Annotated in this window: 20 protein-coding genes; 7 read left to right on the forward strand and 13 right to left on the reverse strand. The window is 74.9% G+C overall.

What is annotated here, in order from left to right:
- Window positions 1–9: 9 nt before the first annotated feature.
- Together AC5WAM_RS39085 and AC5WAM_RS39090 are read right to left on the reverse strand one after the other, a co-directional pair.
- Window positions 10–837, reverse strand: coding sequence for a pentapeptide repeat-containing protein (locus AC5WAM_RS39085; RefSeq protein WP_366793919.1), 828 nt, complete (start codon window positions 835–837; stop codon window positions 10–12).
- A gap of 165 nt (window positions 838–1,002) precedes the next feature.
- Complete coding sequence (locus AC5WAM_RS39090) at window positions 1,003–1,401, reverse strand: DUF5997 family protein (RefSeq protein ID WP_366793921.1); 399 nt, start codon at window positions 1,399–1,401, stop codon at window positions 1,003–1,005.
- 105 nt (window positions 1,402–1,506) lie between these two features.
- Between AC5WAM_RS39090 and AC5WAM_RS39095 the strand changes: the two genes are divergently transcribed.
- The gene (locus AC5WAM_RS39095; protein WP_495520541.1) at window positions 1,507–2,319 is read left to right on the forward strand and encodes a LysR family transcriptional regulator substrate-binding protein; all 813 of its coding nucleotides are present in this window, start codon (window positions 1,507–1,509) and stop codon (window positions 2,317–2,319) included.
- Window positions 2,320–2,340: 21 nt separating this feature from the next.
- On the opposite strand, the gene AC5WAM_RS39100 is transcribed toward AC5WAM_RS39095, so the two are convergent.
- The 9 genes from AC5WAM_RS39100 to AC5WAM_RS39140 all read right to left on the reverse strand — a co-directional run bounded on the left by AC5WAM_RS39100 (window position 2,341) and on the right by AC5WAM_RS39140 (window position 12,289).
- The gene (locus AC5WAM_RS39100; protein WP_495520542.1) at window positions 2,341–4,191 is read right to left on the reverse strand and encodes a serine/threonine-protein kinase; all 1,851 of its coding nucleotides are present in this window, start codon (window positions 4,189–4,191) and stop codon (window positions 2,341–2,343) included.
- Between the two features lie 178 nt (window positions 4,192–4,369).
- Window positions 4,370–5,215 carry an aminoglycoside 6-adenylyltransferase gene (locus AC5WAM_RS39105; RefSeq protein WP_495520543.1) on the reverse strand — a complete coding sequence of 282 codons (846 nt, stop codon included), beginning with the start codon at window positions 5,213–5,215 and terminating at the stop codon, window positions 4,370–4,372.
- Window positions 5,216–5,219: 4 nt separating this feature from the next.
- On the reverse strand, window positions 5,220–5,486 hold the full coding sequence (locus AC5WAM_RS39110) for a hypothetical protein (protein ID WP_495520544.1): 267 nt from the start codon (window positions 5,484–5,486) through the stop codon (window positions 5,220–5,222).
- 28 nt (window positions 5,487–5,514) lie between these two features.
- Window positions 5,515–6,864, reverse strand: coding sequence for a TRAP transporter large permease subunit (locus AC5WAM_RS39115; RefSeq protein ID WP_495520545.1), 1,350 nt, complete (start codon window positions 6,862–6,864; stop codon window positions 5,515–5,517).
- Complete coding sequence (locus AC5WAM_RS39120) at window positions 6,861–8,210, reverse strand: class II aldolase/adducin family protein (protein ID WP_495520546.1); 1,350 nt, start codon at window positions 8,208–8,210, stop codon at window positions 6,861–6,863. The genes AC5WAM_RS39115 and AC5WAM_RS39120 overlap by 4 nt, the downstream gene beginning before the upstream one ends.
- Complete coding sequence (otnK, locus tag AC5WAM_RS39125) at window positions 8,207–9,526, reverse strand: 3-oxo-tetronate kinase (RefSeq protein WP_495520547.1); 1,320 nt, start codon at window positions 9,524–9,526, stop codon at window positions 8,207–8,209. Before otnK ends, AC5WAM_RS39120 begins: the two co-directional genes overlap by 4 nt.
- Window positions 9,514–10,251: a hypothetical protein gene (locus AC5WAM_RS39130; protein ID WP_495520548.1), complete on the reverse strand. Its 738-nt coding sequence runs from the start codon at window positions 10,249–10,251 to the stop codon at window positions 9,514–9,516. The genes otnK and AC5WAM_RS39130 overlap by 13 nt, the downstream gene beginning before the upstream one ends.
- Window positions 10,248–11,285: a hydroxypyruvate isomerase family protein gene (locus AC5WAM_RS39135; RefSeq protein WP_495520549.1), complete on the reverse strand. Its 1,038-nt coding sequence runs from the start codon at window positions 11,283–11,285 to the stop codon at window positions 10,248–10,250. Before AC5WAM_RS39135 ends, AC5WAM_RS39130 begins: the two co-directional genes overlap by 4 nt.
- Window positions 11,285–12,289, reverse strand: coding sequence for a phosphoglycerate dehydrogenase (locus tag AC5WAM_RS39140; protein WP_495520550.1), 1,005 nt, complete (start codon window positions 12,287–12,289; stop codon window positions 11,285–11,287). Before AC5WAM_RS39140 ends, AC5WAM_RS39135 begins: the two co-directional genes overlap by 1 nt.
- A 115-nt stretch (window positions 12,290–12,404) precedes the next feature.
- Between AC5WAM_RS39140 and AC5WAM_RS39145 the strand changes: the two genes are divergently transcribed.
- Complete coding sequence (locus AC5WAM_RS39145) at window positions 12,405–13,088, forward strand: GntR family transcriptional regulator (protein WP_366793931.1); 684 nt, start codon at window positions 12,405–12,407, stop codon at window positions 13,086–13,088.
- Between the two features lie 37 nt (window positions 13,089–13,125).
- Here the strand turns inward: AC5WAM_RS39145 and AC5WAM_RS39150 are convergent, their stop codons facing one another.
- Entirely contained in the window at window positions 13,126–13,752 is a 627-nt protein-coding gene (locus AC5WAM_RS39150; protein ID WP_495520551.1) for a hypothetical protein, read from the reverse strand.
- Between the two features lie 191 nt (window positions 13,753–13,943).
- On the opposite strand from AC5WAM_RS39150, the gene AC5WAM_RS39155 reads away from it, so the two are divergent.
- The 4 genes from AC5WAM_RS39155 (at window position 13,944) to AC5WAM_RS39170 (ending at window position 18,606) form a co-directional block, all read left to right on the forward strand.
- On the forward strand, window positions 13,944–14,159 hold the full coding sequence (locus AC5WAM_RS39155; RefSeq protein WP_495520552.1) for a hypothetical protein: 216 nt from the start codon (window positions 13,944–13,946) through the stop codon (window positions 14,157–14,159).
- Window positions 14,160–14,371: 212 nt separating this feature from the next.
- Complete coding sequence (locus AC5WAM_RS39160; RefSeq protein ID WP_495520553.1) at window positions 14,372–15,043, forward strand: molybdopterin-dependent oxidoreductase; 672 nt, start codon at window positions 14,372–14,374, stop codon at window positions 15,041–15,043.
- A gap of 99 nt (window positions 15,044–15,142) precedes the next feature.
- Window positions 15,143–15,688: a YceI family protein gene (locus tag AC5WAM_RS39165; RefSeq protein WP_495520554.1), complete on the forward strand. Its 546-nt coding sequence runs from the start codon at window positions 15,143–15,145 to the stop codon at window positions 15,686–15,688.
- Between the two features lie 161 nt (window positions 15,689–15,849).
- On the forward strand, window positions 15,850–18,606 hold the full coding sequence (locus AC5WAM_RS39170) for an ABC transporter substrate-binding protein (protein WP_495520555.1): 2,757 nt from the start codon (window positions 15,850–15,852) through the stop codon (window positions 18,604–18,606).
- Between the two features lie 276 nt (window positions 18,607–18,882).
- Here the strand turns inward: AC5WAM_RS39170 and AC5WAM_RS39175 are convergent, their stop codons facing one another.
- Window positions 18,883–19,449 carry a universal stress protein gene (locus AC5WAM_RS39175; RefSeq protein WP_495520556.1) on the reverse strand — a complete coding sequence of 189 codons (567 nt, stop codon included), beginning with the start codon at window positions 19,447–19,449 and terminating at the stop codon, window positions 18,883–18,885.
- A 350-nt stretch (window positions 19,450–19,799) separates the two neighbouring features.
- Here AC5WAM_RS39175 and AC5WAM_RS39180 point away from each other — a divergent pair, with 350 nt between their 5' ends.
- Entirely contained in the window at window positions 19,800–20,216 is a 417-nt protein-coding gene (locus tag AC5WAM_RS39180; RefSeq protein ID WP_495520557.1) for an SAV_915 family protein, read from the forward strand.
- Window position 20,217 lies beyond the last annotated feature (1 nt).

Here is a 20,217-nt window from a genome sequence, read left to right on the forward strand (position 1 = left end):
GGGCCGGGACTAGGCCGCCCAGTGGGCGGGGCGCTCCAAGGGCTGGGAGATCTTCGTCCGGGCGTCGCCCCGCGCGGCGTTCAGCTGGGGCTGGGTGAGGAACAGGGCGCCGCGCAGATCGGCCCCGCACAGGTTCGTGTCGCGCATGTCCGCGCCGATCAGGTCGGCCTCGCGCAGATCGGCGTCGGACAGGTCGGCCGCGATGAGGAGGGCGCCGCGCAGGCTGGCGCCGCGCAGCTTCGCACCCCGCTGCCGCGAGCCCATGAGGTTGGCGCCCCGGTGGTTCTTCTTGCGCCCGGGGACCGCCGCCCTGGCCAGCTCGCTGGCGCGCAGGAGCAGCGGGTTCACCTCACCCCGCAGGGCGTCCACGTCGACGGCCATCAGGGTCTCGACGGTGTCCCGGGTGAGCGCGTCGATCCGCTCGTACGCGCGCCGCAGATCGCGGTGGACGGGCCGGGCCGCGGGCAGGTCGAGGGCCTGCGCGGTGTACTTGAGGAGCTCCTGGAGCTGCCGGACGACGGGGAAGACCTCGTACATCGCGCGGGCCGAGTCCGGCTCCTCGCGCCAGCTGACGCCCTTGAAGGTGACCTGGGAGACCTTCTGGCCCGCGCCGAAGCAGTCGAAGACGGTGCAGCCGTTGTAGCCCTTGTCGCGCAGCCGTTCGTGGATGCCGCAGCGGAAGTCCTCCTGGAGGTTCCCGCAGGGGGTCCCGGCGGACTTGTTCACCGGGAAGTCCGACGAGCGCGAGAAGGGCAGCGCCACGCAGCACAGACCGAAGCAGTTCCCGCAGTCGGCCTGCAGGTCGGTCTTGGCGGCGTGCGAGGTGCGCTCGGACAAGGCGGTGGCTCCTGATGCGGCGTGCGGTGGGCGGCGGCGTACGGCGGTCGTACGCCTCCATTGTCCCTCGTGCGCGGACGGTGACGGTACGCGGCCCCGGGGCGCGCGGAGGGGACGGAGGTGCCGGGCGGGGCGCGGAGGCGCCCCGGGCCCCGGGCCCCGAGGTCAGTCCTGGCCGGCCTTCTCGGCCTGCTCCGCCTTCTTCGCCTTCAGGCGCGCCGTCTCCTTGCGGACCTCGGCCTGCGTGGCGCGCTCGCGCTCCAGCCACTCGGGGCGCTCTTCCTTCAGCGCGTCGATCTGCTCCGTGGTGAGGGCCTCCGTGACGCCGCCGCGGGCGAGGCCCGACACGGAGACGCCCAGCTTCGCCGCGACGACGGGGCGGGGGTGCGGGCCGTTGGCGCGCAGGTCGCGCAGCCACTGGGGCGGGTCGGCCTGCAGCGCGTTGAGCTCGGTCCGCGAGACCACACCCTCGCGGAACTCGGCGGGGGTGGCTTCGAGGTACACACCCAGCTTCTTCGCCGCGGTGGCGGGCTTCATGGTCTGGGTGGAGTGGTGCGACGTCATAGGACAAGGGTATCGAGCGAATGCGCGACCGCTGACCACGGCGGGCCCGCGGCGGCGGCGCCCGCCGGTGCGTCGGCCGCTGACTACGCCCGGTAGTCTGGCGAGGTGACAGGCTCGGAAGACTCTCCCGCGTTCCGGCTCGCCTACGTCCCCGGGGTGACGCCCTCGAAGTGGGTGCGCATCTGGAACGAGCGGCTGCCCGACATCCCCCTGACCCTCCTCCAGGTGACCGCGCCGGAGGCCTGCGGGGTCCTGCGCAGGGGCGAGGCCGACGCGGGGTTCGTACGGCTCCCGGTCGACGGCGATGACCTCAGCGCGATTCCCCTCTACGAGGAGACGACGGTCGTCGTGGTCCCCAAGGACCACCTCTTCGCGGCGGCCGACGAGGTGGCCGTGGCCGACCTCGACGACGAACTGGTGCTGCACCCGCTGGACGACACCCTGGACTGGGAGCACCCGCCGGGGCGCCCCGCCCTCGAGCGCCCCGCCACGACCGCCGACGCGATCGAGCTCGTGGCGGCGGGCGTCGGCCTGCTGATCGTCCCCCAGTCCCTCGCACGGCTGCACCACCGCAAGGACCTCACGTACCGCACGGTCACGGACGTCCCCACCTCCCGCGTGGCGCTGTCGTGGCCGCAGGAGGCCACGACGGACAGGGTGGACGACTTCATCGGCATCGTCCGCGGCCGCACCGTCAACAGCACCCGGGGCCGCCGCGCCGAAGTCGAGCCCAAGGAGAAGCGCCCGGAGAAGGGCGGCGCGCGACGGCAGCAGCCCGGCGGCAAGGGGAGCGGCAGGGGCACCGGCAAGGCGGCGGGCAAGCCGTCCGCCAAGAACGCGCGCCGCGGCTCCGGAGGCCCGAAGGGCGCCAAGGGCGCCAAGGGCGCCAAGGGCGGCAAGCCCCGCCGCAGGCCGTAGCGGCGGGGGCGGAGCCGCCCGTCACCAGGGCTGGTTCCGCAGGAACGCCGCGGCGTGGGCCGCCTCCGCCTCCCGCGCCTGGTGGGAGCGGACCAGGGCCCAGCAGCCCACCGCCGCCACCGCCGTGGCGAGGACGACCAGGCGCCAGGTGGCGACGGGTGCGGAGGTCGCGGCCGGATCCGGGTGCGTGGCGAGGGTGATCCCGAGGACCAGCGGAACGGCCAGCGCCAGCGCCCAGCCGCCGAGCACCGACGAGGCGAGGCGGTGCGGCAGGAAGAGGCCCGCCCAGAGCAGCACGGCGAGGGTGCCCACCACGGCCGCCGCACCGCTCATCAGCCCCGGCACGGCGATGCCCGCGGCGACGGCGCCCGTGACGGCACCGGCCGCCACCGGAAGCAGGTGGCGGAGGTCGAGGGAGAGGGACCGCCTCCCGCCGTGCCGCGCCAGGTGCGCGGCGGCGAGCAGGCCGACGGCTCCCGCCAGGAGGTAGGGCCCGCTGTTGAGCCAGACGTCATGGCCGGGGGCGTCGAAGTGCCTGTGGACGCCGTTGATGACGAAGCCGCTGGTCAGGGCGAGGACGCTACTGCCTGCCAGAAGCCCGGCCCAGACGCGCCGCCGCGTCGAGACGAGGCTCGCCCAGGAGCCGACGAGCAGCGCAAGGAAGGGGAGGTGGGTGAGGACCAACAGGGCGTTGAGCACCCCGTCGTCCCCGAAGGGGTAGCCCGCCGCGACGGTGGCCCAGGGGGCTTCGAGGCCGGAGGCGTCGGGGGTGTGGCCCGCGTCGATCCACCACGTCTCGAAGGGGCGCGTGCGGAACACCAGGAGGCCCGGCCCGGTGAGCACGGCGTGCCCGTCGAGCTGGAACCAGGACAGGACCCACAGGCCGACCGTGCCGAGGCCGAGGAGCCCCGGCAGGACGGGGTGCACGAGGGAGGCGGGCCGCCCGGACCGCCGCGGCGGCGTCCGCGGCGGTGCCGGCAGGGGCGCGGGCATGGGCGAGGCGCTCGCCACGGGGGCCGGACGCCGGGGCGCCGCCGGGGCGGCCATCAGGGTGGTGGCGCGGCCCTCCGCGATCTGCCGGAGCTCCGCGGCGGCCCGCGCGACGTGCGGCCGGTCCTCCGGGTTCTTGGCCAGCAGGGAGTCCAGGACGGCCGTCAGGGCGGGCCCGGCGCGGCGGGGCCGGGGCGGCGGGTCGGAGAGCACCGCCGCGATGGACTCCACCGCGGCGGGGCGGGCGAAGGGCGACACGCCCTCCGCCGCGTGGAAGAGGGTGACGCCGAGGGCCCACAGGTCCGTGGCGGGCACGGGCGCCCCGCGGATCTGCTCGGGCGCCATGTAGGCCGGGGTGCCGAAGACGCTCGTCGTGGTGGTGACCTCGCTGGAGAGCCGGGCGATCCCGAAGTCGGCCAGCTTGACCCGGCCGCCCGCGAGGAGCATCACGTTCTCGGGCTTGACGTCGCGGTGGATCACGCCCAGGGCGTGGGCGGCGCCGAGGACCTCGGCCAGCTGCGCCCCGATCGACGCCACCCGGGCGGGCGGCAGGGGGCCCTCCCTGGCCACGAGCGCCGCCAGGGTGGTTCCTCGCACGAGTTCCATGACGATGACGACCTCGGCGCCGGAGCGCACCACGTCGTACACGGTGACGGCGCCCGGGTGGTTGAGCTTCGCTGCCGCGCGGGCCTCGCGCAGCAGCCGCGCGGTGGCCTTGGTGTCCAGGGGCGCGGCCCCCTGCCCGGGCCCGCGCACGTGCTTCACGGCGACCTCACGCCCGAGGAGCGTGTCGACGGCCCGCCACACCACCCCCATGCCACCCCGCCCCAGCTCCTCGATCAGCTGGAACCTGTCACCGAATGGCTGCCCGCCCTCAACCATCGCGACCCCCCGGAACGCGCCCCCTGATACTCGCTGGGTCATCATCCAGCCACTGGCGACCTTCCGCAGCCCCTGACCGAAGTTGCACCGTAGAGACCGTTCCTGACCGCCTCCCTCGCGTCCCGTGGGCCCGCCGCGCCGCGGGAGCAGGCAGGGAACGCAGGGGCACCGGCCGTGCCTAGGCGCGGGGGAGCGCGTCCAAGGTCGGGCGGATGGTCTGTTCGGCCTTGTGGGGGTAGGGGAAGCCGTGGGCCTCGGCCACCTCCTTGGCCAGGTGGGCGAAGAGGTCGGCGGTCGCGCGGGCGGCGCGCAGGGCGTCGGCCGCGGCGAAGCCGCCGAAGGTGTCGGGCAGGCGCGCCCACACTTCCGGCGCGGCCCACTGCCGCATGCGGGTGCCGCCGTACCAGACGTCGTGGCCGGCGCCCTCGCGGGTCAGGGCGTGCCACTCGACGACGCTCTGCAGGAGTTCCTTCGTGGTCCAGTCACGGGACTTGGCCACCCACAGCTCGCCCCGGGCGAGACAGCGCGGCAGATGCGCGATCTCGAACCAGAACTCCGCGCACAGCTCCTCGAACTCCTCGGCGTCGGGGAGCTCGGCCGCCACCCGTCCCGTGGCGGCGGGCAGGCGGGCGGCGGCACCGTCGGGGTCCCACAGCACCTCGTAGCCTCGCTCGTGCAGGTCGTCGAGGCCGTCCGCGGCCATCGTCGCGAGCAGGCCCACCGGCACCACCTGGAAGTCGACCTTGACGTCTCCTTCGAAGAGCACGAGCCTGGCCGGGTTGTCCCACGGCCCTTCGAGGCCGACCTGCACCACGACCGGGCCCAACTCCTCGACCCACGCGCCGTCTTCGTAGCGGTCGGGGTCGGTGGTGTACAGCTCGATGTCGTGGTCGGAGAAGGCGTCCGCCGTCCCGTCGCGCCGCGCCCGCGAGCCCGTCCGCAGCACGGCCCGTACGTCCTCACGGCCTCGCGCCCACTCCCGTACACGCTCGGCGATCCCGTCGTCCCCGGATTCAACGATCATGCGGTCACGTTACTGCGTCGCCGTCCGGGGCCGGACCTCCCTCCCGCGCGGACGAGTGGACGTAGGAGTGGAGGAAGGAGCAGATGCCCGCGGCTCCCGCGACGACGCACACCACCTCGGTGACGTCCGTGCCGAAGAGCTCCATGAGGCGGCGGTCGCCGAGGGCGAGGGCGACGGTCTGGCCCGCCACCACGGTGAGGCCGCCGAGGAGGAAGGCGATCAGCAGGACGCTGGTCGCGCCGAGGAGGAAGGGGCGGAGGAAGGTGCGCACGGCGGTGCTCCGTTCGGCGAAGGGGCGCTCAGCCCGGGATCCACAGGGCGCCCGTCGCGATGAGGACGCCGAACACATAGGTCGGCACGAGGTAGTAGAGGGCCACGGGCAGGAAGATCCGGGCGGGGTCGACGTCGGCGATGCCCGCGGCCACGTACAGCGGCGCGGCGCCCGGTGGCGAGCAGCCCTCCGACGACGCCCACACGATGACCGCGGCGAAGGCCACGTGCGCGGGGATCCCGGAGGCGGTGAGCGCGGCGAAGGCGACGGGGCCGACGGCCGCGAGCGTGGAGGTGGTGTTGAGGGGGCCCGCCACGATCACCAGGATCAGGCCCACGACCAGGGCGGCCACCAGCGGAGGCACGTCCCGCAGATCCTCCAGGTACGGGGTGAGCTCCGCGCCGAGGCCGAGCCGGTCGAGGACCTCGGAGGCGGCGAACGCGGACACCATGGTCACGCCCACCAGACCGAGCTGCGGGCTGACCTCGCCGAGCAGCCGCCACCAGGCCGCGCCGCCGTGCGGCAGCGTCCCGCGTTCGACGAGGAGTCCGGCGATCAGCATCACGACCGGCAGCCACACGAGCAGCGGTACGGCGTCCGAGGTGTCGAGCCCGCCGAGCCGCTCCGTCGCCCGGTCACTGACGGGGCCCGACGTCAGGAGCACGGGCACGGCCACGGCGGCCAGGACGAGCAGCGAGGTCCAGCCCGCCCCGAACGAGGCGCGCAGCGGCCGGATGTCCCGCGCGGCCATGGTGCCCACGCCGCGCCACCGCACGATCGCGTACGCGACGACCAGGCGCATCGCCACCATCCACGCCCCGGTGACGAACAGCGTGCCGACGACGTCGGACGAGGACAGCACGGGCAGCACCGTCGGCGCGGCGAGCAGCACGAAGAACGCGCCGCTGAAGGGGAAGGTCGCGCCGACACCGGCGTTCCCGGAGAGGACGAGCGCGGCCGTCTCCCCGCTGGCCCGCGAGCGCTTCATCCACGGGATGGCGAGCGAGCCGACGGTGGCGACGATCGCCGCGCCGTTGTGTGCCACGGCGCCGAACAGGCCGGAGGCGACGGTCGCCGCGTACGCGGAGCCGCCCCGGCGGCGGCCGAGCAGCGAGCTGAGGATGTCGATCATCCGCTGCACGAGGCCGGTGCGGGTGAGCAGTTCGCTGACGAACACGAACGCGAGCGCCGCGAACGTGATCTCCGACTTCAGGCCCGCGACCAGGCTGTCCCAGGCCACGCGCGGCGCGTCCGCGCCCCCGAACGCGGCGCTCGCGAGGAACCCGAGGACCATGGCCTCGCCGATGTTCCGTTGGAACGCCACGTTCCACACGATGATGACCCCGATGAACGCCACCAGGGCGAGGATCGCGTTCACCGGCGTGGGTCTTCCAGACCGGCCGCCCGGTACGCGTCGCGCGCCGCGGCGGAGGTGAGATGGCGCAGCAGCGCGGCGGCCCCGGCGCGGCCCGCGGCGTGCGCGCCGAGGCCCACCGACAGATCGGTGTAGTGCTGGACCTCCTCGGGGAACGGCCCGACCACGCGCGCCCCCGGCACGAAGCGCAGCTCGCTCAGCTGCTGCACCGCCAGATCCGCGCGGCCGTCCGTCACCGCGAGCGCCGTGAAGCCCTTCTCGACCACGGTGGCGCGGGAGTTGACCTCCTCCGCGATGCCGAGCCGGTCGAGCAGGGCGGCGAACGCGACGCCGCTGGCACCGGTGCGGGAGTACGCCACCGAGCGCGCGGACGTCAGGGCCCGGACGAGCGCACCGGTGCTGGCGATGTCCACGGCGGGCGCGCCCGGCGGCACGGCCACGCCGATGCCGACCCGGGCCAGGGGCCGCAGCGAGGGGGCGCTGAGCACCCCGGCGGCGGCCAGTTCCGCCAGGGCCCCGGTCACGCCGACCAGCACGTCGGGGCGCGCGCCCGCCTCGATCTTCCGGAGCAGGACGTTCGTCGGCTCGTACACGCCGTCGACGTCGACGCCGGTCGCATGGGTGAAGGACTCCAGGACGGAGTCGTCGAGGGCCTTCTTGATGGCGAGCGCGCTGAACAGGGCGACCGGGCGCGGCGGTCGCGGCCGCAGCGCGGTGCGCTGCTCCTCGGTGAGCCGGGCGTGGTCGGTGCCGCGGAGCAGCAGGAAGATCCGCGCGGTCTGCTCCAGCTCCTCCACCGCCTCAAGGGCGGCGTCGAGCCCTGGAGCCGCCACGACGGGTCCGTGGTGGCGCAGCAGCAGCGCCGCGTGCGTGCGGGCGCGTTCCTCGGCCGCGGCCGCGAGCTGACGGTCGCCGGGCGCGAAGTACGGCACGAGCGCGAGGCGTCCGACGCGCAGCGCGTGGTAGGCGGTGAGCGGCGGCAGCGCGTCGTCGGCGTCGAGGCCGTTGAGGCAGGACACGGCGGCGGCGTGCGGGGAGTGCGTGTGGACGACGGCACGCGCGTCGGGCCGGGCGCGCAACACGGCGGCGTGCAGGAAGGCCTCCTTCGACGGCGGCGGCCCGTCCAGGTGGCGTCCTTCGGCGTCGACGAGGGACAGGTCGTCGGGTTCCAGGGCCGCCAGGTCGGCGCCGGTCGCGGTGACGAGGATCCGGCCGTCGCCGGTGCGCAGCGACACATTGCCGGTACGGCCGTGCGCGAGGCCGCGCGCGGCCAGCGCGCGGGCGGTGGCGACGACGGCCGCGCGCCCGGCCGCGCGGGAGGGGAGGGAGGGGGCGGAGGCGGTGGTCACGGGCGGGCTCCTTGACGTCGTCCGGGCGGGGGAGGGGGCGGCAGGGGCTGATCCGGAGGCGGCCCCGACGCGGCGGCGAGGAAGCCGGGGCCGCCGAAGTTGCCGGACTTGAGCAGCAGCGCGATCGGGGGCCCCGACGTGGGGTGGATCCAGGGCACGCCCGGCGCTGCGGCCCTGCCGATCAGGGCGCCGGTCACGCCGAGCGCGGCCACCACGGCGCCCGAGGTCTCCCCGCCCGCCGCGACCACGCGCCGCACCCCGCGCGCCACGAGCCCGGCGGCGACGCGCCCGGTGGCCTCCTCCAGGACGGCGGCGGCCCGGTCGGCCCCCAACTGCCGCTGAATGACGTGCAGTTCACCGGGCGGAACGGAGGAGTGGAAGACGGGCGCGCCCCGCGACGAGCCGGTCGGCAGCGCGTCGTACCAGGTCAGGGCCCGCTCAGACAGGGCCACCGGATCCGGCTCGGCGACGGGGTCGAGCCGGTGCGTCGGCCGGTCCGCGGCACGCAGCGCCTCCAGCTGCTCCAGGGTGCGGGCCGAGCAGCTTCCGCAGAGCACGGCCGCGGGCCGGACGGACAGCGGGTCCGCCTCCTCGTACGGGGCCGCGCCGCCGCCCGGGACGGCTGCGGCGAGCCCTTCGGCGAGGCCGGCCGCACCGGCCGTCAGCGGTGCGTCGGCGGCCCCGCGGCCGAGCGTGCGCAGGTCCTCGTCGTCGAGCGCGTCCGCCAGCAGATAGCGCGTCCCGCGCGTGGCCGCGTCGTCGAGGGCCGTGCGGACGGCCGCCGCGCCCGCGCGCACCGCGCCCCACCGCAGGAGCCCGACGGGCCGCTGTGTCTGGGCGCGCAGCAGCCGGGGCAGGGACGAGTCGGTCATCGGCGTCACCGGGTGGTGGCGCATCGGGGACTCGGCCAACGGCACGCCGTGCACGAAGAGATGACCCTCGTACTGCGTGCGGCCGTGCTGCGGCGAGCTGGGCGTGAGCAGCACGACGGGCACGTCCAGGGCGTCGGCGAGCGCGTCGAGGACCGGCCCGATGTTCCCGTCCGCGGTGGAGTCGAAGGTCGAGCAGAACTTGAAGTAGATCCGCCGGGCCCCGTGCGCGCGCAGCCGGCGCAGCGCCGCGAGGGACCGCGCGACGGCCTGCGCGGGCGGAGCCATGCGGCTCTTGAGCGCGATGACCACGGCTCCGCAGCCGACGGGCGGCGGCACGTCCGGGCCCGGCACACCGAAGTACAGGACGGTGCGCAGCCCGCTCTCGCGCAGGGCCAGGGCGACGTCGCCGGCCCCGGTCACATCGTCCGCGATCACTCCGAGCACGGCGTGTCTCCTTCCACGGGGCTTTCCTCGGCGCCTTCCGCGGCGGCGTTCGGCACGGCGGCGTTCTTGGCAGGGGCGTTCTCGGCGGTGGCGTTCCTGACGGCCGCGCGCAGTGCGCGGGCCGCCGCGTGCGGCCCCGCGTGGACGGGCAGCCCGAGGGCCTCGGAAAGGGCGTCGGCGTGCGGAGCCAGGGAGTACTGGGCCAGCAGCACGGCATCGGCGGCACCGGGGTCCGGCACGGTTCCCGGCGCGACGACCCGGCCCACGATCCGCGTGGGGGAGCGGGCGGCGCGCGCGGCCGCGCGCAGGCGGCCGAGGGAGTCGTCGAGGGCCGCCGCGAACGTGGCGAGGACGAGCACCTCGCGGTGACCGCCGCCGAGGGCCGCGGCGAAGGCGGCGGCATCGGCGGCGAGCACCGGAACCTCCACGTCCGCGCGGGCCGCGACCGGCCCGTACAGCGAGCAGGTCAGCAACACGCCCTGGGCGCCGCCCTCGACGGCGTACGCGATGAGGCGCCGCATCCGGTCGGCGAGCGCCGGGGTGAGCCCACTGGCCGCCTCGGCGTCGGTGAGCAGCGCGTCGTCGAGGAGGTTCCACGGCCGGGCCTCCGGGAACGCGGCGCCGAGCCCGGCGACGGCGGGCCCGACGGCCGCCGCGGTGGCACTCACCAGGGCGATGCGCACGCCGGGTGCGCCGGGGCCACGCGTGCGGCCGCTCCCGTTCACGGGGTCACCTCCGCCGACGCCGCGACCTGCGCGACCCACCCGAGCCCCGCCGCGGTCTCGCCCACCGGCGCGTACTCGCATCCGACCCAGCCCTCGTATCCGGCCGCGCGCAGGGCGGCGACGACGCGTGGCCACCGGATGTCGCCGGTGCCCGGCTCGGTGCGGTCGGGCGGGTCGGCGAGCTGGAGGTGCAGGGCGTACGGCAGATACGTGTGGAGCGCGCGGACCGGATCGCCCTCGGTGATCCGCGCGTGGTACAGGTCGAGCAGCAGCCCCACCCGGTCGTGCCCCACCGCCTGCGCGACGGCCGCGGCCCGGGCCTGGGTGCGCAGGAAGTAGCCGGGCGCGTCGCGGCCGTTCTGCGCCTCGATGACGAGCCGCACCCCGGTGCCGTGCGCGCGTTCGGCGGCCCAGCCGAGGTTGGTGACGTACGTGGCGAAGGCGTGCTCCGCGCTCACGTCCGGCGGCACGATCCCGGCCAGCACGTGCAGGAGTCCGGCGCCCAGTTCGGTGGCGTACTCCAGGCCGCGCTCGACCCCGGCGCGGAAGTCCGCCGCGCGCCCCGGATGACAGGCGACCCCGGACCGCTCGGGTGAACCGGGTTCACCAGCGGGGGAGTTGATGAGCACTTGGCGCAGCCCCGCGTCACGCAGTAACGCGCGCAGCCGCGCCGGTGGGTACGGATAGGGCGCCGCGTACTCGACTCCGGCGAAGCCCGCGTCGGCCGCCGCCGCGAAGCGCCGCTCGAAGGGCAGCTCGGTGAAGAGCCACTTGAGATTGGCCGCGAGGAGGGGAGCCCCCGGCCCGGGACCGAGCCGGAGCGCCCCAGGGCCCGGCCGCGCCGACCCCGGCCCTGCCGGGCCGAGCCGCGGCGATCCTGCACCTCCCGGGCCGAGCCGCGGCGACCCCGGCCCTCCCGGATCTGCCGGGCCGAGCCGCCGTGGCCCGTCCGGCGTCTCACCCGGTGACCCAACCGATGGCTGACCTGATGGCTGACCCGATGGCCCACCCGACGGCCGCCCAGGAACCCCCATCACCGCACCCCCGCCCGCACCGCGGCCCACCCCGGGTTCACCACGTGCTCGGGTGCGCGCCCGGACAGCACCGCGACCACCTGCTCCGCCGCCGAGCGGCCCGAGCGGGCCCGTGCCTGGACGGTCGCGCCCGCGATGTGCCCGGTGACGAGCACGTTGTCGAACGCTCGCAGCCGGGAGCCCGGCGGCAGCGGCTCATGCTCCGTCACATCCAGGGCAGCGCCCGCGAGATGGCCCGATGCGATCGCGTCGGCCAGGGCCTCCTCGTCGACGACGCCGCCCCGCGCGGTGTTGATGAGGTACGCGCCGGGCCGCATCAGGCGCAGCGCAGCGCCGTCGATCAGATGCCGGGTCGAGGCGTCGAGGGCGAGGTGCAGCGTGACGAAGTCCGCCGTGGCGAGCACGTCCTCCAACGGCAGGGCCTCGACCTCCGTCCCGGCGAGGAAACCGGCGTCCGGGCGCGGGTCGTGGCCCACCACCCGCATCCCGAGCGCCAGGCCGAGCCGCGCGACGGTCCTGCCGATCGAGCCGAGCCCGACGACGCCGAGCGTGGCGCCCGCGAGCTCGCGCCCGCTGGGCTGGGACCAGCCGCCCGCCCGTACGTCGGCGACGCTGCGCGGAATGCCCCGAGCGCAGCCGACCAGGAGGCCGAGCACGTACTCCGCGACCGACTGCCGGTTCACGCCGGGGGTGTGGGTCACGGCGATGCCGCACCGGGTGGCCGCGGCCACGTCCACGTTGTCGTATCCGGCGCCGCAGCGGCCGACGACCCGCAGGCCGGGGGAGGCCCCGAGCACCTCGGCGGTGAACGCGTCGGTCCCCGCCACGATCCCCGCGGCGGCCGCGTCCGCCACGGCCGCCCGCAGCGAGCGGCCCGTCGCGCGCCGGTCGTCGGGCCGCGCGAAGACGGTGCGGAGACCCGCCCTCCGCAGCAACTGGTCGACTTCGTCGCCGGGTTGGAGATACGCCGTGGTCACGAGCACGTACGAGCCGTCGTCAGGCATCGGGATCCTCCACGATCACTGGCTATACTATAGCGATGAGCAAAATAGTATAGGATTCAGCGGTGATCAAGAGGGGTGAGGAGCTGCGCTAAGGTCGGGCAGCGAAGGAGGCACGATGGCTACGACGCGCCCGTCCGCCCGGCAACCCCTGGCCGACAAGATGTACGAGGTGCTGCTCGGGCAGTTCATGGACGGCCTGTGGTCGCCGGGGCAGCCCCTCAACATCGGGGCGCTCTCCCGCGAGCTGGACGTCAGTCAGACGCCGCTGCGCGAGGCCCTCGCCCGCCTGGAGCACACGGGGCTCGTGCGGCGCGAGGCGCTCAAGGGCTACCGCGTCGCTCCGCTCTTCACCGAGCGCGAGCTGGTCAAGCTGATGGACGCGCGGCTCGTCCTGGAGCCCGCGATGGTGCACGAGGCCGCGCGCCGCACCACGCCGGAGTTCCTGGCGGAGCTGGCGGAGAGCATCGACGAGCTCAAGCGCTGTGCGGACGCGCCCCGTTCGGCCTCGGTGCGCTCCTACTGGGCCGCCGACGAGCGCTTCCACCTGCGCATCGCCGCCCAGTGCGACAACCCGTTCCTGGAAGCCGCGTACCGCTCCCTGGGCGGGCACGTCCAGCGCTTCCGGCTCTTCACGGAACTGGGCTCCTCCGAGGCCGAGTCACCGGCGCGCGAGCACCGGGCCGTCCACGAGGCGATGGCGGCGGGGGACGCGGAGGGGGCGGCGAAGCGGATGCGCCGGCACATCGAGAACGCGAAGGCCCGCGCCCTGACCGACCGCCAGGCGGTGGAGACGGCCTGACGGCCGGTCAGGATCTCGCGGCACGGGCGGTTCCGCCTCAGCTCCGGGGGGCCTCTCCGCTTCGGATCCGGGGGACTTCGGCGATCTGGTCGCCGTCGGGTACGTCCGTGACCGTCACCAGGTCCGTGGGTACGCCGAGCCCCCGCGCCACGGCGGCCGCGATCCCGGCGGCGTCCTGGCCGGTGGGCACGGGCACCTCCTCGCCCTCGCCGTAGCTCTCGATGGCCTTGGTGAAGTAGCCCGGGTGCCAGGCGCCGACCGCGCCCCGCACGTCCACGGAGGCCACCGCGCGCCCGCCCGCCACCGCCTTGATCCGGTCCAGGATCTGATCCGAGCGCAGTTCGCCCGGCACCTGGAAGAGGCTCGCGTGCGCGCCCACCGCACCGCCCGAGCGCAGCTGGACCGTGAGGGTCAGACAGCTCGTGACGCTCGGGTACAGCAGGCTGCCGCCGGGCCCCGCCTCCTTCACCTGCCCCTCCGTGACCACGATCCGCGCGGGAGTGGACACCGGGGACGCGAGCGGGGCGGCGGCCCGCGCTCCGCCGCCGTCCCCCGCGTGGGCCGGAGCCCCGGCCAGCAGCGAGGCCGCGACGGCGAGACCGGCCACCACGAGGGACGGCCTGACGGAGGGGGCGTACGACGGCATGCCTGTACGTGGGGACAAGAAGAACTCCTGGCTGAGATATCCGGACAACTGCCCGCGGCCCACTGGGCCACGGCCGACCGGCCACTTTATGGTGCGGGCCGAACCACGGGGTGGGGCGGGGCTCGCTTACGGAGGCCCGCCCCCTCCAGGAGTCACCCCCTTGACCGGTGACGGGTGGCGTGGGACAGTCACTCCACACACTGCTGGACGTGACCGAACGGAATTCGACCATGGAAGGCCAGAACGCCATCGACAGTGCCGCCGCCGCCCGGCAGGAGCGCTTCGGCAAGCTGCCCGAGCGCATCCGCTTCGAGGACATGGTCGAGGAGGAGACCGCGACACCGGACGACCCGGCCCGGCACGACTACAACCCCGAAAGCTCCTGGAAGACCTTCAACTGCCTCGCCGCGGACCTGGGCCTCTGAGTCCCACGGCACCGGAAGCGCCCCGTCCCCTCCCGCGCCGGCCTCGACACCTCACCTCCTCCGCCACCCGCGCCCGGAAAAGCCGCACGGCGAGTTGGCGCCCGCACCATCGACGCGCTCGACCGCGAAGGGAAGACTGTGGCCAGCGATCCGTACGCGCAGCCGCACCTCTCAGGCGACATCACGCGACACGCGCTCAGTGGAGGACCGACATGACGCTTCCCCCAGGCCAACGTGCCGTCGACGGATTCCCGCGCTTCGGTACGCACCTCCATCACCCGCCACCGCCCGTGCCCGCGGAACCGGCGATCGCGATCGGGGGAGCCCTGGCCAAGGGCGTCACCCTGACCATGGACGACCTCGCCGAACTGCCGCGGCGCGAGCTGGGAGCCGACTTCCACTGCGTCGCCGGGTGGTCGGCGACCGGCCTGCTGTGGGAGGGGGTCGCCTTCGAGGCCGTCTACCGCACCCACGTCGTCCCGCTGCTCGCGCCGGACACCGCGATCAGCCACGTCGTCTTCGAAGGCCTTGACGGCTACCGCTCGGTCGCCTGGCTTGAGGACGCACGGGCCGAGGACGTGCTCATCGCCGACCGGCTCGACGGACGGCCGCTCGACGGCGACCACGGTGCTCCGCTGCGCCTCGTCAGCCCCAGCCAGTACGGCTTCGTCAGCACCAAGCACCTCTGTCGCATGGAGTTCCACACCACCGCGCCGCCGGACCCCGACCGGTGGTCACCCATCGCTGCGCACCAGAGGGGGAGGGTCTGGCAGGAGGAACGCCACCGCTACCTTCCAGGCCGGGTGGTACGGCCGGTCTACCGCGGACTGATCGGGCCGATCCGCGCGCTGAGCGCCCGGGGCAGCCGCACCCGGCCGTGCTGAGGACGCCGCCCGGCGCGAGGCCGCGACCTCACATTCCGCCCGGCCGTCTCGTCGTACTCCTGGGACCAACCACCTCTCGCCTGCCCAGGAGTGACCACCATGCCCACCATCACGGAGCTCAGCGAGCTGACCGGCGACTACGTCTTCGACACCGCGCACACCCGGATCCGGTTCGTCGCCCGGCACACGATGTCCACCCGGGTGCGCGGGGAGTTCGGCGAGTTCGAGGGCGGCGCCCTCCTGGACGGGGACCGCCCGGAGCGGTCGAGCGCCCGGCTCACGATCGGCGCGGCCAGCATCCGGACCCGCAACCAGCAACGCGACGACCTGCTCCGCGACAAGTTCCTGGACGCGGACCACCACCCGGCCCTCACCTTCGCCTCGGTCCACGTACGACAGGTCGACAGCGCCCGCTACAAGATGGCCGGGGAGCTGACCATCCGGGACGTGACCGCCCCGGTCACCCTGGACATCGCCCTGACCGACGCCGCCACCGCCCCCGACGGCGGCGTCCGGCTCGGCTTCACGGGCAGCGCCACCATCGACCGCCGTACCTGGGGCGTGAACTGGAACAGCATGACCACCCTCATGGTCGGCCCGAAGGTGACCCTGGAGTTCGACGTGACGGCGGTCCGCAGGTCCTGACGCGCACACGAGGAACGAGCGGATCTCCCCTCCACCACCACGCCGCCCAAGCAGCGCCCGTCATCACCAACTACCCCTCTGGATCAGGGTGTTGACCTATCATTGACACGTGCTGGCTACACGGGGGCCGCAGCAGCAGGCGGCGTGTCAGTGGGGGATCGATGGACCGCATTCCACCGTACGCGGGCATGGACCGCTTCGTCGGCGCGTTCGACAAGCTGGTGGTGCAGCCGCGGCGCAGCCGCAGCCGCCTTCCCGCCGTGCTGCTCACCGAGCCCGGCGGCGGCTTCGCGGGGCGACGGATCGTGGCGGGACTGCGGGCGCGGCTGCGCGGCGACAACGTCATGCTGGCGCCGCACGCCTGCGTCCCCCCGGCCCCGGACGGCCACGACGCGCCGCACCTGGAGCTGTTCGAGCAGATCACCCAGCAGCTGACGGACTCCATGCCGCCCGGCGCGGGACGCCTGAAGCTGCCCGGGTACCGGCTCCTGCACGCCGTCCTGAGCGCCCCCCGCTTCGAAGGCCCCGTGGAGCGGCGCCACCACGCCCTGCGCGACCACTGCTACGCCGACCACCGCCAGTGGTCACCCCTGTCCGCCGCGCTGTGGCGCCTCGGCGGCGGTGACCAGACGAGCGGCGCCGGCTTCATCGAGCTGCTGTGGAACTTCTTCTCGGGCCCCCTCTTCCAGCAGCTGCCCTGCGCCCTGTTCGGCCTGCGCGCCACCCGCCGGATCCTCGGCCACGGCCGCAACCGCCGCTGGTACGCCCAGTGGTACCGGCAGCAGCACGGCTCCCCGCCCACGGACTTCTTCCGCTCCGCACTCGACCTCGTACCGCACGACCACGACGACCCGGACGCCCCCGACCCCGAGCAGGTCGACCGCGTCCTGATGCACGCGCTGCTCGCCGACCTGGACGCGGCCGCGCGAGCGCGCCGGTTCAACCCCTGGCGGCGGCGCCGCACGACGCGGTTCGTGGTGCTCTTCGAGGAGCTGGGTCCGGCGGACTCGCGCACCCAGCGCTTCGTGCGGGAGCTGCGGACGGCGTCGGCGGACCTCGGCACCACGTCGGTGTTCGTGGTGGCGGCCGGTGTCCGCTCGCTCGCCGCGCGCGTCCCGGACATCGAGCCGTCCGACCTGGCCCACGCGGGCGCCGAGCTCGACCTGATCGTGGAGAGCGGGATGCGGCCGGGGCGGCCGAGCGGGATGACCGTGCCCGCACCCGCGGAAGACGAGCCGCCGGACGAGCGGGCCGCGTACTGGCTGCGGCACCAGCCCCGGCTCGTGCCGCCCGCCCAGCGCTTCTCGCCGGGCGCCGAGGTGGTGGGCACGGTGGGGAGCCTGGCACTCGTCCTCGTCGTCCTGGCCGGGCTCTTCGCGTGGCGGCCCCTCGACCGGGCGGAGCGGGACGACTGCGCGGGAAAGACCTTCCTGGGCACCGACGGCACCTGCGTGGGCGTGGCGGAGGGCGCCAAGGGCTTCGGCACGAGCAAGGACGACCAGGGTGTGCGCGACGCCCTGCGGATGATCGAGGCACAGAACAGCCAGGTCGACGCGGCCGCCCGGGACAGGGAGGCCGCGGGCGGCGGCGCCCGGCCCCGCACGGTCGTCTACATCGGCCCGCTCAGCGGCGGCCGGGGAGCCCAGGACCCGGTGCGCGGCGGCACCCTGCCCGAGCTGCGCGGCCTCGCCCTCGCCCAGGCCCGGATCAACCAGCTCGCCCGGGCCAGTCACGACCGCGTACCCCTGCGCGTCCTGACCGCCAACGCGGGAGACCGCTTCCAGGACGCCGAGAAGGTGGCCCAGCAGATCGCGCAGCTCGCCCGGCGCGACCCGGCCGTCGTGGGCGTCGTCGGCTTCGGGCAGAGCAGGCCCGGCACCCTGGACGCCATCAAGGTGCTCAACAAGGCGGGCCTGCCCATGGTGGGCACCTCCGGCACCGCAGCGGATCTGCTGCGCACCGGCCGCCCCTACTACTTCCAGCTGGCCCCCACCAACGCCCGTCTCGCCCAGGTCATGGCCGCCTTCACCCGGCAGGCGAGGACGGTGGCCGACGGGTCGCGCACGGCCGAGCGGATCGAGCTGGTCGCCGACCCCACCGACGTGTACAGCAACGACCTGGCCAGGGAGTTCCTCAAGTCCGTCGGCCGGACCCCGACGACCGTGTGGGAGCACACCCCGCAGGACGACACCGGCGGTCCGCGCGTGCCGAACGCCGTCCGCGGCTCGCTCGCCACCAGCGCCCCCGACCTCGCCCGGCAGGTGTGCCGGGCCGTCGTGAAGGAGCCGCGCACGGCGCTGGTGTGGACGGCGCGGGCGAACGAGTTCACGGCGTTCCTCGACGAGATGAACCGCCTGAGCGGCGAGTGCCCGCGCCTGACCGTCCTCGGCGGCGACGACGTCACCAACTCCCTGCTCCAGGGCGAGCCCCCGCAGCGCCGCTTCCCCGGCCTCACCCTGTACTACATCGCGCACGGCAGCGCCCCCGAACTCCGGCGCGCCGCGGGCCGCTCCGCCATCGAGGCCCAGGAGTTCCTGGAGGCCTACGACCGGGTGGACCGGCGCCACCGGTGGGGCAGGGCCATGCGCGCGGACGGCCACCCCGTGCTCGCCTGGGACGCCCTGCGCTATCTGTCCGAGGCCGTGGACGAGGCCCGCGCCACCCTCGGCGGCAACGAGGACCGGCTCGGCGCCGACCAGGTGCAGTCCGTGCTCTACCAAGGCCTGGGCGGCGGCGGCTTCAACGGCGCCACCGGCCGCATCGACGCCTCCGGCGCGGCGGGCGGCGGCCGCTTCACCCCCGACAAGCTGGTGTTCGTGATGAGCGGCGACGGCCGGGCGCGGGCGGTCTGCGGCGCGATGACGAAGACGCTCAACCCCAGGACGTGGGGCGATCGCTTCGACTGCCCCGCGGCCTGAACACCCGGCGCTGCCCGCGGACACGCCCCGGCCCACGGCGGCGCCACCTACACCCCCGAGACACGCCGCTCACTGCTGCTTGCGCTTGCTCGACCGCATGGACCAGAGCGTGATCGCGATGCCGACGAGCGCCAAGAGAAAGAGGATCTTCATGTCGTTAGAGTGCCCACGGCGGAGCGATTCAGTGCGCCGACTTCTGTGCGTGTTCGCCGGTTTTCCGTACGTGTTCACCTGCCCCGGCCCGGTGGGCCGGCGCGGCGCCCCGTCGCACAGCTCCTAGGTGACGGGCGGCGTCGGTGTCATCTCCCTGCTGAAGTGCCGTGCGTCCAGGCGCAGTCGCCACAGATTGCGGCGGTGGACCGCGGCGAGCTCGGCCTCCAGCGGGGACGGTGGCACCGCGAGGACGAGGCAGGTGGCGTGGGCCAGGCAGTAGCGACTGACCGAGGGGTGCAGCGCCCGGTGGAGCTGCCCGCGGTGCCCGGCGCCGATGACGAGGACGTCGTCCTCCCGGTCCGCGGTCTCCACCAGCGCCCGGCCCGGAGTGCCCCGGGCCAGCAGGGCGCGCATCGGGACGCCGGGGCCTTCGGGGAACACCTCGCGGAGCGTCGCGACGAGCGTACGCCGGGCGAGACGTTCCCAGGAGTCGGGCGTGAGGGGCGCGTCCGTGGCCCGTCGGGCGCCCAGGTCCCCGCCGGGCTGCTGCCAGGCCAGGACGGGCCAGAGCTCGGCTCCCCGCTGCCGGGCCTCGGTGGCGGCCCGGCACAGGGCGGTGAGGCTGCCGGGGGTGCCGCTCACCCCGACGACCACACGGGCGGCCGTCGGGGCCGCTTCGGGTCCGGGCATGGCTTTTCTCTCCTCGTGTCCATCGTGCGCACCCGGCGGAGTCCTGCCGCAGGCTCCGGCCGAGGCTGTCCCCCTATCTGACGTCGGCGCCAGGAATTGCGCCCAGGGTCCGCGGCGCTTCTTGGCACACTTCTGACGGTGGACCTCCCGCCGGTCAGGAGGCCCGTCACCGTCCCGTCAGGGTCACCGCCTTCCGCGTCAACGTCCCGTCAGGGGCGGGCCGACGGCAGGGGCGGGCGGGCATAGCGTCCTCGGCAGGTCCCGGCCACCGTGTCCGGGACCGCGCCAGGACCGGTCCGCGGACCGCGGCGACCACCTCGCACCAGCTCCGATCCTCCAGGAGGCACCCCATGACAGAACTTCTGTGCGGCGACGACCCCGAACCGTCCGATCGGTTCCCGGCCGGGCCGCTGTACGTCCCCGTCCGGCCGGGGCCCTTCGGGTGCGCGACCCGGCTGTTCCGCACCCCTCTCGGTGACCGCACGGCCGTCGGGTTCACGTCCGTGCGGCAGCTGGCCGCCACGCTCGGCAGCGGCCAGCCGTGGATCAGGCTCGACGAGGCCGCGCTGCGTGCCGTGACCGAGCCGCTCGGCGCCGCCACCGTCACGGTGGACCCCCAGCTCACCGCGCCCGCGCCGACCCGCGAGGAGCGGCCAGCACCCGTCCCCACGCCGCGCGGGAGCGGCAGGGAGCCGGAGGACGACGAGGATCCCTGGCCGAACGGGGGCGGCCACTGCCGCGCGTCGCTGTCGTTCCGGCTCGGCTGAG

The organism is Streptomyces sp. JLYT201, assembly GCF_059448825.1.